Below are 15,153 nucleotides of genomic sequence, written 5' to 3'. Positions count from 1 at the left end.
GTGAACCGTCCCCTCCCGACCGCGCCGCGGCTGGCGCGACTGGCGTGCCGCGTGGCCGCCGCCATGATGTTGCTGCAGGGCGGCGCCCACGCCATGAGCCTGACGCAGGCCTATGAAAACGCGTTGCGCAACGACCCCACCTTCCAGGGCGCCGTGGCCGAGCGCGACGCCGGCGCCGAGTACCGCGTGCTGGGCCGTTCGGCGCTGCTGCCGGCGCTGCAGGGCAGTTATTCGACCAACCGCAACTGGGCCGACATCACCGAGCCGAACGGGCTCGGCCGGCAGGTCACCAGCCATCCCGAGTACATCAGCAAGTCGGCGGTGGTGCAGCTGCGCCAACCGCTGTTCAGCATGGAGGCGTGGGCCCGCTACAAGCAGGGCCAGGCCCAATCCGACTTTAGCGTCGCGCAGTTCAGCGGCCGCACCCAGGAGATGGTGTTGCGGGTGGTCGGCGCCTATGTCGACGCCCTGTTCGCGGAGGAGCAGGTGCGCCTGGCGCGGATCCAGCGCGACGCCTACCTCGAGCAAAAGCAGGTCAACGACCGCCTGTTCAAGGGCGGCGAGGGGACCCGCACCGACACGCTCGAAACCCAGGCCCGGCTGGACCTGGCCGAGGCCCAGCTGATCGAGGCCGAGGACAACGCGACGACCCTGCGCGCGACGCTGTCGACCTTGGTGGGCGAAGAGGTGCGCGGGCTGGACCAGCTGGCGCCGCAATTCCGGCTGGCGCCGCCGGACGCGGGCGGCTACGACGCCCTCAAGGAGATCGCGCTGGCCAACAATCCGGACATCCAGGCGGCCCGCTTCGCGCTGCAGGCGGCCGACCAGGAAATCAACAAGAACCGCGCCGGGCATATGCCGAAGCTGGACATGGTCGCCAGCCTGAGCAAGAGCAGTTCGGAAACCATCAACACCTACAACCAGGACAGCACGGTGCGCGCGATCGGCATCCAGCTGACGATCCCGCTGTACCAGGGCGGCGCCGTCAGCGCCAGCACGCGCCAGGCCGTGGCGACGCGGGAAAAATCGCGCGCCGACCTGCAGGTGCAGACCGACAGGGTGCTGCTCGAGCTGCGCAAGCAATACAGCCTCGTGCTGAGCAGCGTGACGCGCATCCGCGCGCTCGACAAGGCGGTGGCCTCGGGACAGCTGTTGATGGAGGCCACGCGCCAGAGCATCAAGGGCGGGGTACGCATCAACCTCGACTTGCTCAACGCGCAGCAGCAGCTCTATACCAGCGAGCGCGACCTGGCGCAGGCGCGCTACGCCTACTTGCTGGGCATGCTGCGCCTGCGCGCGGCCGCCGGCTCGCTGTCGCCGAACGACGTGCGCGAGGTCGCCGCCTATTTCCACTAACTGCTCAGCTTCTGCCTGGTGCGCCGGCGGCCATCGGTTGGCGGCGCGTCAATTCGTCGGCCAGTTTCCGGCCGAGCCGCATGCTGCCGCGCTCCACGGTCAGATGAAGCAGCCACGCCAGCAGGATGGCACTGGCCAGCGTCACCAACACCGCGGCGCCATACGGCAAGCCGCGGTGCAGCAGGATTTTCAGCAGCGAGTAGCCGGCCAGGCTGTGTACGCAGTACAGCGGATAGCTGATATCGGCCAGGAAATCGAGCAGCCGATGCGGTCTGAAGCGTGAACGCAGCGCGTAGCACAGCGCAAACACCGCCAGCGCCAGGTAATACCACACCGTCACAGTCGGGAACTGGCTGCGCTGGGGGCCGAGAGACCAGGTCAGGCTGAATACCGCCGTCGACAGCAAGACGCGCCACACCAGCGCACGGGTGCTGATCCGCTCGCTGACATGCTGATGAAACAGTACACCGATCAGCATGAAGAGGATGTAGTTCAGTTCCATCAGGAACAGCGTCAGCATAACGCCGGCGCCATACCATGTGACCCACACCGCAAACACCAGGAAACCGAGATGCCACCACGGCTTGCGGCTGAAGAAGGCCGCAGTTCCCAGCGCCGCCAACAGGTAGAATTTGACTTCGATCGACAAAGTCCAGTTGACCGCGTCCATCGAGGGGAGATTGAGCAAGTTGTGCACCAGCAAGGCGTTGGCCAGCAGCACCTTCGGTTCGTAGCTGAACGCTTGGCCCCAGTAGTGCGCGCTGGCGACGATCGCCAGCGTGCCGATGCCGAGACTGGCGGCGTAGGTGGGGTAGATTCGGCAGATGCGGTTGAGCAGGAAACCAGCCTTGCTGGTTTTCTGCAGGCTATAAGGAATAACGAAGCCGCTGATCAGGAAAAACACGGCGACGCCCAACGGGCCCTGATAAGGCAGCTCGAACATGTGCACCCATGGCGCTGGCGTCAGCTGAAGGTTGGGCGAGAAAGTGCGTGCCGCCAGCAAGTCCTGCTCGCCAAAAAAGGTGCCGAAATAATGCGTCATCACCACGAGCATGGCGGCCACGCCACGCAGCTGGTTGGCAAAGATAAACTTGTTATTCATAACTCTCCCGTCGCCTGCATGGAGCAGGTGCGGCTTGGATTGATCAAAACAGGAAGTATTGTAAGCGGGGGAGCATGCCGATGCGACGACGGCGGTGCTTAAGGCCGGCGTGGCCGCTCGAACGCGGGTTATTATAGTGCAATCCATAAAGGAATTGGCCGGCGATGAAATCCCTGAATCTGCCCTATATCGAACGCGTCGACCAGCTGCGCTGCGTCGCCGCCACGCTGGTGTTCCTGTTCCATTTCTCGCACCAGTGGCGCGCGCTGGGCGGCGGCGGCCTTGACACCGCCTGGGCCGGCCTCGTCAACGAGGGCCACACCGGGGTGGCGCTGTTCTTCACCTTGTCGGGATTTTTGTTCATGCGTATCGCCCAGTGGCAGCGGCGGCTGAGCTACCGGCCCTTCATCCGCAACCGCCTGTTGCGCATCGGGCCGTTGTACCTGACGATGTTCGTCGTCGCCCTCTCGCTCAACCGCGACAGCTTCCAGCCGCAGGACATCCTGTACCTGCTGTCGGCCAACCTGGGCGACTCGCCCAGTTCGCGCAGCGTGGTCACCGGCGCCCTGTGGTGCATCCCGCTGGAGTTCATGTTCTACCTGGTGTTCCCGTGGCTGAGCCGCTTCGCGCTGGAGCGCGGCGCCGGCTATCTGGCCCAGGTGCTGGCGCTGATGGTGTTCTTTAAGCTGATGGCCTACGGCGCCACGACGAACAGTTCGCTGATGTATTTCAGCACGGCGGTGGGCCGCTTCGACCAGTTCGTCATCGGCATGCTGGCGGCGATGGCGTTCGCGCGCTGGCAGTCGGGGTTGTCGCAACGCGCCGGCTGGCTGCTGGCGCCGGCGCTGGCGCTGGCCGTGTGCGCCAGCGCGCTGCAGGCGCACGTGGCGCCGTTCGGCGCGGCGCCCAAGTCGCCGTTCTGGATCGGCTGGTCGATGCTCGAGAGCCTGGTGTGGGCCGGCGTCATCGTCACCTGGGTGGCCTGGCGCGGACAGCTGCCGCGCTGGTTCGGGCGCGCGTTGACCCATGGCGGAAAAATCAGCTTTTCGTTCTACCTGCTGCACATGGGCGTGGTCCAGATACTGGCCCAGCGCTTCGGGATGGTCCACTGGACCGGCACCGGCTGGCTCGACGCGGCGCTGGCGCTGGCGCTGGTGTACGCGCTGGTGTGGGGCCTGGCCACGCTCAGCTACCACACCATCGAGCTGCCGTTCCTGGCGCTGCGCGGCAGCTACGGCACGGTCAGGGACGCGCCGGCGGCGGGCCGGTTGTCGCGCTGACCGGCCGGCTCATTTGCCGTGGCATTGCGGGCACGACTTCTCGTACACGTATTGCGGCGACAGTTGTTCGCGCGGGGTGACCACGGCGCGGCAGACGAAGCACTGGACGGTCTCGGTCGGCTCGAGCTTGGGATTGAGCGCGGTGCGGTAGTCGAACACGAAGCAGTCGCCCGTGTAGTGGGCGCCGCCGACCTCCTCGAAGTACTTCAGGATGCCGCCCTCGAGCTGGTAGACGTTGTCGTAGCCGATGTTTTGCATGTGGATCGCCGCCTTTTCGCAGCGGATGCCGCCGGTGCAGAAGGTGACCACGGTCTTGCCGTCGAAGTCGGCCTTGTGCGCGGCGATCACGTCGGGGAACTCGGTGAACTTGCCGATGCGGTAGTCGACCGTGTTGTCGAAGGTGCCGACGTCGACCTCGAAATCGTTGCGGGTGTCGACCATGACCACCGGCTTGCCCTGGTCGTCGACGCCGTTGTCGAGCCAGCGCTTGAGCGTGCGGGCGTCGACGAACGGCGCGCGGCCTTCCTCGGGCTTGATCAGCGGCATGCGCATGGTGATGATTTCTTTTTTGATCTTGACCAGCATGCGCTTGTGCGACTGTTCGGCCGACAGGCTTTCCTTGACCTCCAGGTCGGCCAGGCGGGCGTCGGCGCGCACCCACGCCAGGTAGGCGTCGATGTCGGCGCGCAGGCCGGACAGGAACATATTGATGCCTTCCGGCGTCAGCAGGATGGTGCCCTTGAGGCGGCGCTCGGCGCACACGGCCTGGTAGGCGGCGCGCAAGGTGTCCAGATCGTCAAGAGTGATGAATTTGTACGCGGCGATGTTGACGTACGCGGCGTCGGGGGCGGTAGCTTGCATGGTGCGGCTCGAAATCAATTAAACAGGCGGTATTATAAACGCGGCGCGCCGCCGCCGGCCAAAGCGCCCGGCCGGCGGCCCGCCCGGGCGCCGCAACCGGCGCCGGGACGCTCAGTTCGGCGTGGCCGCCTCGAACACCGCCAGTTCGGCCGGCGTGCCCAGCACGTGCACCCGCCGCGGCGCCAGGTCGGCGATGGCGATGCGTTTTCCGTCGCGCAACAGTTGCTGGTACAGCGGCGCCACGTAGCGCTCGCCGCCGACCAGGTGCGCCGGGTCGGCGAAGTAGCGCTCGTAGGCGGCGACGTAGTCGGCGCCGGCGGCGAACCAGTACAGGCCGATCGAGGCGTAGTCGGAGATGCGGCGCTTTTCGGCCACCTCGGTGGCCCAGCCGTCCTCGCCCAGCTTGACGAAGCTCCAGTGCTCGCCCGGCACCTGGAAGCACGGGATCCAGCCGTCGGCCCCGGCCGGAATGGCCTCGGGGCGCAGCGCGTCCGGCTCGACATAGGTGTCGATGTTGTAGATCAGCAGCGGGCCGTCGGCGCGCCACAGCGCGCGCGAGACGTGGGCGCTGGTGGCCTGGCCGTCGGTCAATTCGGCCAGTTCGTGGATGTGGACGTCGGCGATGCCGAGCGCGGCGCACTGCGCGCGCACGTAGGCGCCCGAATCGTTCTCGGCCAGGCAGACGAACACCACGCGCGTGTCCGCCGTGATGAAGTGCTTGAGCGAGAGCATCGACCAGTAAAACAGGCTGTGGCCGTGCGCGACGATCTCGTACTTGGGCACGGTGTAGCCGGCCTGGTAGAAGCGCGAGCCGCGCCCGGCCATGGTGACGACGATGGTGCCGCTCATGATTGCCCCAGCAGCTGGTGGATTTCCTGTTCCGACAGCTTCAGGAACTCGTCGGGCCGGATGGCGCGGTCGTCGATGTAGAAGCCCTTGCTGCGCGGCCACGGCTTGCCGAACAGGATCTCGTCGTACGGGATGTCCCATTGCGCCAGCCAGGCCAGCATCACCGGCGCGGTGTGCTTGTTGATCAAGCCCAGGTTGTGGTTGTGGGTCTTCATGTTGCGCGACGTGTAGAGCAGGATGCGGTAGCCGCGCGCCTGGTATTCGCGCAGCTTGGCCACCATGTCGGCGCGCGGCACCAGCTCGGCGTAGGTCTGCGCCGCAGTTTTGATGTCGCACAGCGTGCCGTCGATATCGACCACCAGCAGCGCTTCGTCGTCGTCAAGTTGCTTTTCCAAATTCCACCTCGTCTAGAATGGCGTTGGCCTTGAGCAGGAAGGCCATCACCTTGTTGGGATAATCGATGTGCAGCGGCAGCATCGACAGGAACAGCGAGGCCTCGCCCAGGCGCACCGCGCGCAGGTCGTGGCCCAGCCGCGCCAGCTGCCGCGTAAACAGCGGCTTGAGGGCGGCCTGGCGCTCCAAGGTCAGGTCCAGCCGCAAGCTGTTGTCGTCATTGAACCCGACCCGGTACAGGCCGTTGTTGATGAAATCGTAGTCGCCCAGCACGCTGTGCGAGATCTTGCACAGGTCGTACAGCGGGTGGGTCCACAGTTCGGCCTCGTCGAGCGCGCCCTTGGGGTCGATCAGCTTGAGCAGGTGGCGCTGCTGGTCGTACAGGATGTTCGAGAAGCACGGATCGCCGTGGCCGACCACCTCGTGGTCGAAGCCGAAGCCGGCCTCGTGGCGCGCGTACAGGCGCAGGTAGCGTTGCAGCTGCGCCGCCAGCGCCAGCGACGGCGTGGCCGAGGCCACCAGCGCCTCGATGCGGCGGCCGTCGTCGCGCCCCAGGAAGTCGGCCGCGCGCCGTTCGAGCTTGTCGACGAACAGCGCGCGCGCGGCCGCCAGCGAGGCCGCCCTGGCGCACGCCCGGCGCGGGCGCTGGGCGACGAAGAACAGCAGGCGCTCGATGAACGACTGGAAGCTGTCGGCCTCGAAGGCGCCGTGGACCCATTGCAGGGCGGCGTCGGCCAGGTAGTAGCGCATCATCTTGTACGAGGCGCGCTCGTCCTGCTCGCGGAAGTCGAACGGCTGGATCAGCCACGGGCGCATCGCCTCGGGCGCCAGGTCGTAGAACGCGTACTCGGCGCGCATCTTGCGCCGGTCCGACGAGCTCTTGGTGTAGTAATACTCGTCGACGTCGATCTGGTTGAAGTGGCGCGCGGCGGTCGAACCGCTGGTGAGCATCAGGAATTGCTGCAGGTGGGCCAGGTCGAGCGGGCGCACCGACTGCAGGCGCTGGCAGTCGCGCCACGGCGCCTGCCAGGTGTGCAGCGGCGCCGCCTCGAACGCCGGCCACTGCTCGACGAGCCAGTGGGCGTTGCGCAGGAAGACCAGCAGCGGCTGGTACAGGCGGTCGCTGAAATCGTCGTTGGCGTAGGGCAGCCGCTCGATCAGCTGGCGCAGTTCGCCGCTGTCGGGGAAGCCGGCGCGCCCGGCGATCACGCACAGCGCGCCGTCGTCGCCGCTGGCCTCGAGCGTGGCGCGCAGCGCCGGCAGCTGCTCGTTGCTGCGCAGGTGCACCAGGCGCTCCGGCGCCCAGGCCGGCAGGCTGGCGCGGAAGCGCTCGAACAAGGTGCGGCGCTGGAACAGGATGTCGCCGAAACGGCGCGGGCCGACCACGCCGCGCACCTCGCCGGCGGCCAGTTCGCGGTCGTCGACGACCAGGATGAGTTGGTGGTGCAGCTGCGACATGTCAGGATTTTCCTTGGTGGAGGCGGCGCGCCAGCGCCAGCGCGGCCATCGACAGCAGCGCCAGCGCGGCCAGCACCAGCGGCTGGTATTGGCCGGGGCCGGGACCGGGGCCGAGGCCGGACTGGCCCGGGCTCAGGTTGGCCAGCAGGCCGTGGGCGAACAGCGTGGCCAGGCCGCTGCCGCTGGGCGCGAGGTGGGCCAGGAACAGCGCCAGCGCGGAGATTTCGAGCAGCCAGATCAGCACCGACAGCAGCAGCAGGCCGGTCAGCCTGCCTTCGAGCGAGCGCAGCAGCTCAAGCTCGAGCTGGCGCAGCGCGTGGCTGGCGCGCAGCACCATCAGGCCGCGCGCGCTGGTGCTGGCGAGCACCAGGTGGCGGTTCAGGTAGACGAAGGTCTTGGCCGCCGCGAACAGGGTCAGCAGCACGAAGGCGCTGGCGGCCAGGAACAGCAGGAACACGGTGCGCATCGGCGCCGGCAGCGTGACCTCGACCATCGCCAGGCCCAGCATCAGCGCCGACAGCACCAGCACGTCGGCGCAGCGTTCGGCCAGCCACACGGCCAGCGCCTTGCGCCGGCCCGGGAACACGTGCAGGAACGCCGCCAGGCGCAGGATCTCGCCGATCTTGAACGGCAGGAAGCTGCTGGGGAAGGCGGTCAGCCCGTGCGCGGCCAGCAGCGCCGGCACGTGCTCGCGCTGGTCCAGGCTGAGCATGGCCAGGCGCAGCATGCGGCACAGGTGCGAGGCGGCGTACAGCAGCAGCGCCGGCGCCAGCGCCGGCGCGCCGCCCAGGCTCGCCAGGCCCGCCAGGCCGCCGGCCGCGCCCGCGCGCAGCGCCAGCCAGACCAGCAGCAGCCCGGCCAGCAGCGCCAGATAGAGGCGTAGCGCGCGGCTCATTCGTCCTGGCGCACCACGTCGCGGCGCGCCACGATGCTGCCGCTGTAGGCGGCGTGCGCCTTGGCGCGCATGTCGCCGGCCAGGAAGCGGCCGCGCCGCAGGCAGTAGGCGCCCAGCAGGCCGAGCACCTTGAAGGCCTGGCGGAACAGGCGCACGTTCGACACCTGGTCGTCCTCGCGCCAGCTGATCGGGAAGAAGCGCACGCGCTGGCCGGCGTGGTAGCTGCCCAGCAGCATGACGTAGTTGAACGTCAGGTCGTCCGGGAAACCCTTGTAGTAAAACTCGCGCAGCGGCGCCAGCCGGTACAGGTTCAGGCCCGAGCCGAGGTCGTAGATGCGGCGCCCGGCGCCCAGCGAGAACAGCAGATTGTAGACGCGGTTGCCGAAGGTGCGCAGCGCCGAGTAGCCGAGCAGGCGGCTGCCGGGCATGAAGCGCGCGCCGAGCAGGCAGTCGGCGTCGAGGTGGGCGCCGCGCTCGAGCTCGGGCAGCAGGTCGCGGATGTCGGCCTGGTCGTCGCCGTGCAGCACCACCAGGTAATCGAAGCCGTGCTCGATGGCGTAGCGTAGGGCGGCCTTGTGCGATCCGCCCAGGCCATAGTTGTCGTCGTTGGTCCAGGCGATGAAGTTGCAGTGCGTCAGGCGGGTGGCGGCGCGCTCGACGGCCGCCTGCAGCGTGTTGTCGGGCGAGCGGTTGTCGACCACCATGACGGTGTCGACGGCGCGCTGCACGCGCTCGTCGAACTGGTCGATCACGCGCACGATCTGCGGCGCGCAGCGGTAGGCCGGGATGAAGACGAGGATGCGGGGCGGTGACTGGGGCATGGGTTCGTGGGTTCCGGGATTCAGGGGGTCAGGCGGCGCGCATGAAGCGCGTCAGCGTTTTCATAAAGAGGAAGTTGGTGACCAGATTGAAGGGCGTGACGACGATCTTGGCGGCCAGCGCGCCGTGCAGCGCGGCCACGCCGGTCCGGTCGGCCAGCAGCGCGGCGACCATCTGCAACAACTGCGAGTATGCCATGATCGAGACGAATTGGTAACACCAGTACAAGGCCAGGAAGCGGCCGGCGCCGGCGCCGCTGCGGCGGAACACCATGCCGAGCGAGGTGAACCAGACGAAGCTGACGCCGACGTACGACGACACCACGTTGGCGCCGAACGGCGCCATGCCGGCCAGCCGCACCAGCGCCGTGTAGGTCAGCATGTCGCACAGCCAGCCCAGCCCCGACAGCAGCAGGAAGCCGAGGAAGGCGCGCAGGCCGGACGGCGCGGCGGGTCCGCTCACCGGCCTTCCTTGCGGGCCCAGGCGGCGCCGGCCTGTTTCACCGCGCGCTCCAGGCTATCGTCCTGGTACAGCCAGATCTCCAGGCGGCCGCCGGCGCATTGCTCGACCCGGGCCGGCGCCGGCAGCGACGCGCGCAAGGTGGCGGCGGTGTAGGTCGGATCGACCGGCTGCACCGCGCCGTACAGGACGGCGAAGTTGTAGCGGTGGGACGGATAGTCCGCCGGGCGCAGCACCGGGCCGAGCGTGGAGACGTGGAAGCTGGGCGCGAGCGTGCTGTCGGTGGCCAGCATCGGGTTGTGGGCCGGCAGCAGGTAGCGCAGGCTGCGCGCGTTCCAGTAGTCGGCGATGCCGGCGCGCAGCGGGAAGCCGGCGCCCTCGATGCGCGCCAGGCAGCCGGCGGCCAGCGCCGCGCCGTCGACCATGGGCGGCGGCGGCGCCAGCGTCAGGCGGCCGGCGCCGATGGCGACGACGGCGCCGAGCGCCAGCTGGGCGGCGGCCGCCGGCCAGGCGCGCGCGCCGAGCAGCTGGTCGAGCCGGATCACGCCCAGCACCAGCGCCAGCGCCATCGGGAACATCAGATAGCGCAGGCCGAACTGGTCGGCGAAACCGCCCGACAGCACCACGCCGAACAGATTGACCGCCGACACCACGGCCAGCAGCGCGGCGGCGGCGCCGAAGCGCCAGTCGGCGGCGGCCACCGTCAGGCCCTGGCGGCCCAGCGCGCAGGCGCGCAGCAGCCGGTAGGCCAGGAACAGCAGCGCCAGCAGCACCAGCATGGCGCAGGCCATGGTCAGGCCGTTGTCGGGGGCGAACGCGGTCTTGATCGCCTGCAGCAGGTTGCGCAGCGCGACGCCGGCGGTCTCGGGCGAGGCGCGCACGCGGCCCTCGTTGGCGGCGTTGCGGATCACCACCTTGGCCAGCAGCATGGCCAGCACCTGGGCGCCGAACACCATGGCCGCCAGCCGCGCCAGCGAGCGCCGCGTGGCGCGGTGCGCGGGCGCGCGGCCCAGCATCAGCCAGGCGCCGCCGAGCAGCGCCAGCACCGGCAGCGTGAAGCTGAGCGTGAACAGCTGGGTCGACAGCACCGCCGCCACGCAGCCGGCGACCAGCCAGGCGGCGGGGACGGCGCCCGGCCGCTCCAGATAGCGCAGCATCAGGCCGGTGCCGGTGAGGCCGAACAGCAGCGTGGCCAGGTGGTTGTTGGTCGTATAGAAGTACAGCCACATGCCGGACTTGGCCGAGGCCAGCGTGAACAGGGCCAGCACCAGCAGCAGCGAGGCGGCGGCCGATTTGCCCAGCGCGGGGTCGATTCTGCGCGCGCACCACAGCAGCGCCGCCGCCACCAGGAACACCTGGACCAGGGAGACGAAGAAGATGCGCGCGGCCGGGTCGCCGAACAGCGGGAAGGCGAGCCAATACAGCAGCATGTCGGGAACGAAGGCCGGCGCGGAGGAGAATTTCCATTCGGCCCAGCGGCCGCCGTGCCGCAGCAGGTCGGAGAACAGGTCGTCGAGGAACAGCGTGTCGCTCTGCAGAATGACTTTGAAGCGCAGCGCCGACGCGCTCAGGGCGAGCACCAGCCACGCCAGCAGGTATTTGATTTTATTGATATTCATGCAATGGAACGACAGGCCGCCACCGCTGGGATGCCGCCGCGCCGGGAACGCCAGTGTCGTTGTCTATTCGATAAAGCGGCTTATTATACGGCACCGTTCCCCTATAGATGCCCGGGGCGGCTGCCAAATCCCCGATCGCGCCGCCGCGCTGTAAAATAGCCGGTTATTGAACCAGCGGTGGGCAGCGTATGAACATGGTAGCAAACGAGCAAGCGGTGGAACAGGTGGTGGCGCCGGACGACGGCGTGGTGGCGCCGGTGGGGCCGGCCTTCGTCCACCTGCGGGTGCACTCCGAGTATTCGATCGTCGACGGCCTGGTGCGCATCGACGACCTGGTCGGCGCCGCCGCCAAGGACAAGCAGGCGGCGCTGGCCGTCACCGACCTGTCCAACATGTTCGGCATGGTCAAATTCTACAAGAGCGCGCGCGGCAAGGGCATCAAGCCGGTCGTCGGCGTCGATGTCTGGATCACCAACGACGACAACCGCGACAAGCCGTCGCGCCTGATGCTGTTCGCCAAAAACCGCATGGGCTACCTGCAGCTGTGCGAACTGCTGTCGACCGCCTGGCTGACCAACCAGTACAAGGGCCGCGCCGAGATCCGCACCGAGTGGCTGGCCGAGCTGGCGTCCAAGACCTACGAGCTGCTGCCCGACGATAATCCGGCCAACGGCCTGATCGCGCTGTCCGGCGCCCATTTCGGCGACGTCGGCATCGCCATCGAGAACGGCAACCCGGCGCTGGCCGAAAAGAACGCGCAAAAGTGGGCGGCGATCTTCCCCGGCCATTTCTACATCGAGATCCAGCGCGCCGGCCAGGCCAACCAGGAGACGCAGGTGCGCCATTCGGTGGCGCTGGCGGCCAAACTGGGCCTGCCGGTGGTGGCCACGCATCCGGTGCAGTTCATCTCCGGCCACGAATACATCGCCCACGAGGCGCGCACCTGTATCGCCGAAGGCGAGATGCTGGCCAATAACAAGCGCGTGCGCCGCTTCAACGAGAACATGCGCTTCCTGTCGCAGGCCGAGATGCGCACGCTGTTCGCCGACCTGCCGGCGGCGCTGCAAAACTCGGTGGAAATCGCCAAGCGCTGCAACCTGACCCTGGTGCTGGGCAAGCCGCAGCTGCCGAACTTCCCGACCCCTCCCGGTATGACGATCGACGAGTTCCTGGTGGCCGAGTCGAAGGCCGGCCTGGAAAAGCGCCTGCTCCACCTGTACCCGGACCCGGAGCGGCGGGAGAAGGAACGGCCGCGCTACGAGGCGCGGTTGAAGTTCGAGACCGATACCATCTGCAACATGAAGTTCCCCGGCTACTTCCTGATCGTGGCGGAGTTCATCCAGTGGGCCAAGGAGAACGGCGTGCCGGTCGGACCGGGCCGCGGTTCGGGCGCCGGTTCGCTGGTCGCCTATTCGCTGCTGATCACCGATCTGGACCCGCTCAAATACAACCTGCTGTTCGAGCGCTTCCTCAATCCCGAACGCGTCTCGATGCCCGACTTCGACATCGACTTTTGCCAGGAGGGGCGCGACCGCGTCATCCAGCACGTCAAGGATTTGTACGGCAAGGAGGCGGTCTCGCAGATCGCCACCTTCGGCACCATGGCGGCCAAGGGCGCGATCCGCGACGTCGGCCGCGTGATGGACTTCGGCTACAACTTCTGCGACGGCGTCTCCAAGCTGATTCCGTTCAAGCCGGGCAAGCCGGTGTCGATCGCCGAGGCGATCGAGGAGGAGCCGATGCTCAAGGAGCGCCAGCAGAACGAGGAGGAGGTGGCGCAGCTGCTCGATCTGGCGCAGCAGGTCGAGGGCATCACCCGTAACATCGGCATGCACGCCGGCGGCGTGTTGATCGCGCCGGGCAAGCTGACCGATTTCTGCCCGCTGTACACGCAGGGCGGCGACGGCGGCGTGGTGTCGCAGTACGACAAGGACGACGTGGAGGCCGTGGGCCTGGTCAAGTTCGACTTTTTGGGCCTGACCACGTTGACGATTTTGGACCGCGCGGTGCGCTACATCAAGGCGCTCGATCCGAAGGAGGCCGAGTTCGACCTGGCGCGCCTGCCGCTGAACGACCGGCCGTCGTACGAGCTGCTGACCAAGGCCAAAACCGTGGCCGTGTTCCAGCTCGAGTCGCGCGGCATGCAGGGCATGCTGAAGGACGCGCGTCCCGACCGGTTCGAGGACATCATCGCGCTCGTCGCCTTGTACCGTCCGGGCCCGATGGACCTGATCCCCGACTTCTGCAAACGCAAGCACGGCGAGAAGTTCGACTATCCCGATCCGCGCACCGAGTCCATTTTGTCCGAAACCTACGGCATCATGGTGTATCAGGAGCAGGTGATGCAGATGGCGCAGATCGTCGGCGGCTACTCGCTGGGCGGCGCCGACATGCTGCGCCGCGCGATGGGCAAGAAGAAGGCCGAGGAGATGGCCGAGCACCGCGAGATCTTCCGCGCCGGCGCCGCCAAGGACGGCCTGACCGCGCAGAAGGCCGACGAGATCTTCGACTTGATGGAGAAGTTCGCCGGCTACGGCTTTAACAAGTCGCACGCCGCCGCCTACGCGCTGCTGTCGTACCATACCGCCTATCTGAAGGCGCACCATCCGGCCGCGTTCATGGCGGCCAACATGTCGCTGGCGATGGACGACACCGAGAAGGTCAAGATCCTGGTCGAGGATTCGATCGACATCTGCGGCCTGACCATCCTGCCGCCGGACATCAACAAGTCCGACTACCGCTTCATGCCGGACGGCCCGCCGCCGTCGGTGACCGGCAAGAAGGTCACGCAGATCCGCTACGGCCTCGGCGCGGTGAAGGGCTCGGGCCAGAGCGCGATCGAGGCGATCATCGCCGCGCGCACCGCCGGCGGCCCGTTCACCAGCCTGTTCGACTTCTGCAAGCGGGTCGACAAGAAGCAGATCAACCGCCGCACCATCGAGTCCCTGATCCGTTCGGGCGCCTTCGATTGCCTGGGCATCGACCGCGCTATTTTGCTGGCGTCGGTCGGTTTCGCGATGGAGTGCGCCGACCAGGAAGCCAAGGCGGCCAACCAGGTCAGCCTGTTCGGCGGCGACGACAGCGACCTGGTGGCGCCGCCGGAGTACGTCAAGTGCGCGCCGTTCACCGACCGCCAGAAGCTGGCCGAGGAAAAGATCGCGCTCGGCTTCTACCTGTCCGGCCACATGTTCGATTCGTTCGCGCCCGAGGCGCGCCGCTTCGCCCGCACCAAGCTGGCGGAACTGGAACCGTCGCGCGAGCCGCGCATGCTGTGCGGCGTGATCACCGGCATCCGCCCGCAGATGACGCAGCGCGGCAAGATCCTGATCGTCACCCTGGACGACAAGACGGCGGTGGTCGAGGTGACCGTGTATTCCGAGGTGTTCGAGGAGAACAAGCGCATGTTCAAGGACGACGAGTTCCTCGCCGTCGTCGGCAAGGTGTCGGAGGACCGCTTCTCGGGCGGGCTGCGCATCTCGGCCGAGCGGGTGTTCGACATCGTCACCGCGCGCGTCAACTACGGCAAACAGCTGGCGATGTCGCTGCCGGCCAATGTCGACGCCAGGAAGATGGCCGAGTTGCTGGCGCCGCACCGCATGGCCGACGGCCTGCCGGTGGCGATGAAGGTCGCGCCGCAGGGCGTCAAGTGCGTGTTGCAGCTGGGGGAGGGCTGGCGCGTGGCGCCGTCGGACGATTTGCAGCTGGCGCTCAAGCAGGGCCTGGGCGCCAGCGAAGTCGAAATCGAATATTGATGGTGGTGGCGGCGCGGCCCGCGGCCCCGGCGTGACCGGGGCGCGGGCGCACTACTATATCTGCTCGTTCAAGCTGGTGATCGCGTAGCCCTTGGCGCCGATCTGCTCGAGCGGGTGGACGATGTGATAGCGCGGCAGATCGTCGCTGTCGTCGTCGACCTCGACCTTCTGCGCCTCGGGTTGCCAGTCGGTGCTGGTCGCTTCCTCGGGAATCGGCTTTCCTTCCGGCACGGCCAGATAGCTGTGCTTCCCTTGTGCTTCATCTCGGCAATAAATATCCACGCGCATGACATTCCCTCCTAGGACGAAA

Annotated in this window: 13 protein-coding genes; 3 read left to right on the top strand and 10 right to left on the bottom strand. The window is 67.5% G+C overall.

Annotated features, from left to right (window positions below):
• Window positions 1–1,356 carry a TolC family outer membrane protein gene (locus BMX85_RS21175; protein ID WP_229210597.1) on the top strand — a complete coding sequence of 452 codons (1,356 nt, stop codon included), beginning with the start codon at window positions 1–3 and terminating at the stop codon, window positions 1,354–1,356.
• 4 nt (window positions 1,357–1,360) lie between these two features.
• Here the strand turns inward: BMX85_RS21175 and BMX85_RS21170 are convergent, their stop codons facing one another.
• The gene (locus tag BMX85_RS21170; RefSeq protein ID WP_177196839.1) at window positions 1,361–2,458 is read right to left on the bottom strand and encodes an acyltransferase family protein; all 1,098 of its coding nucleotides are present in this window, start codon (window positions 2,456–2,458) and stop codon (window positions 1,361–1,363) included.
• A 164-nt stretch (window positions 2,459–2,622) separates the two neighbouring features.
• On the opposite strand from BMX85_RS21170, the gene BMX85_RS21165 reads away from it, so the two are divergent.
• Complete coding sequence (locus BMX85_RS21165) at window positions 2,623–3,738, top strand: acyltransferase family protein (protein ID WP_090323333.1); 1,116 nt, start codon at window positions 2,623–2,625, stop codon at window positions 3,736–3,738.
• 9 nt (window positions 3,739–3,747) lie between these two features.
• Here BMX85_RS21165 and BMX85_RS21160 read toward each other — a convergent pair whose 3' ends face one another.
• From BMX85_RS21160 to BMX85_RS21125, 8 genes are all read right to left on the bottom strand, one after another.
• Complete coding sequence (locus BMX85_RS21160; protein WP_090323871.1) at window positions 3,748–4,599, bottom strand: sulfurtransferase; 852 nt, start codon at window positions 4,597–4,599, stop codon at window positions 3,748–3,750.
• Between the two features lie 111 nt (window positions 4,600–4,710).
• Entirely contained in the window at window positions 4,711–5,448 is a 738-nt protein-coding gene (locus BMX85_RS21155; RefSeq protein WP_090323330.1) for a glycosyltransferase family 2 protein, read from the bottom strand.
• On the bottom strand, window positions 5,445–5,843 hold the full coding sequence (locus tag BMX85_RS21150; RefSeq protein ID WP_090323328.1) for an HAD family hydrolase: 399 nt from the start codon (window positions 5,841–5,843) through the stop codon (window positions 5,445–5,447). Before BMX85_RS21150 ends, BMX85_RS21155 begins: the two co-directional genes overlap by 4 nt.
• On the bottom strand, window positions 5,827–7,299 hold the full coding sequence (locus BMX85_RS21145) for a hypothetical protein (protein ID WP_090323325.1): 1,473 nt from the start codon (window positions 7,297–7,299) through the stop codon (window positions 5,827–5,829). Before BMX85_RS21145 ends, BMX85_RS21150 begins: the two co-directional genes overlap by 17 nt.
• Window position 7,300: 1 nt before the next feature.
• On the bottom strand, window positions 7,301–8,194 hold the full coding sequence (locus BMX85_RS21140) for a lysylphosphatidylglycerol synthase domain-containing protein (RefSeq protein WP_090323322.1): 894 nt from the start codon (window positions 8,192–8,194) through the stop codon (window positions 7,301–7,303).
• Window positions 8,191–9,015, bottom strand: a complete 825-nt coding sequence (locus BMX85_RS21135; RefSeq protein ID WP_090323319.1) for a glycosyltransferase family 2 protein — start codon at window positions 9,013–9,015, stop codon at window positions 8,191–8,193. Before BMX85_RS21135 ends, BMX85_RS21140 begins: the two co-directional genes overlap by 4 nt.
• A gap of 28 nt (window positions 9,016–9,043) precedes the next feature.
• Entirely contained in the window at window positions 9,044–9,475 is a 432-nt protein-coding gene (locus BMX85_RS21130) for a GtrA family protein (RefSeq protein ID WP_090323317.1), read from the bottom strand.
• Window positions 9,472–11,091 (bottom strand): hypothetical protein, encoded by a 1,620-nt coding sequence (locus BMX85_RS21125; RefSeq protein WP_090323314.1) that lies wholly within the window; start codon window positions 11,089–11,091, stop codon window positions 9,472–9,474. The genes BMX85_RS21130 and BMX85_RS21125 overlap by 4 nt, the downstream gene beginning before the upstream one ends.
• A gap of 188 nt (window positions 11,092–11,279) precedes the next feature.
• Here BMX85_RS21125 and dnaE point away from each other — a divergent pair, with 188 nt between their 5' ends.
• Window positions 11,280–14,843, top strand: a complete 3,564-nt coding sequence (dnaE, locus tag BMX85_RS21120) for a DNA polymerase III subunit alpha (protein ID WP_090323312.1) — start codon at window positions 11,280–11,282, stop codon at window positions 14,841–14,843.
• A 54-nt stretch (window positions 14,844–14,897) separates the two neighbouring features.
• Here the strand turns inward: dnaE and BMX85_RS21115 are convergent, their stop codons facing one another.
• Window positions 14,898–15,131: a DUF6139 family protein gene (locus tag BMX85_RS21115; protein ID WP_090323309.1), complete on the bottom strand. Its 234-nt coding sequence runs from the start codon at window positions 15,129–15,131 to the stop codon at window positions 14,898–14,900.
• Between the last annotated feature and the right edge of the window lie 22 nt (window positions 15,132–15,153).

The sequence above is a fragment of the Duganella sp. CF517 genome (assembly GCF_900110275.1).
Taxonomy (GTDB): domain Bacteria; phylum Pseudomonadota; class Gammaproteobacteria; order Burkholderiales; family Burkholderiaceae_D; genus Rugamonas.
Note: the sequence above shows the minus strand (reverse complement) of the source record. Positions and strands in the feature narration are given on the sequence as shown.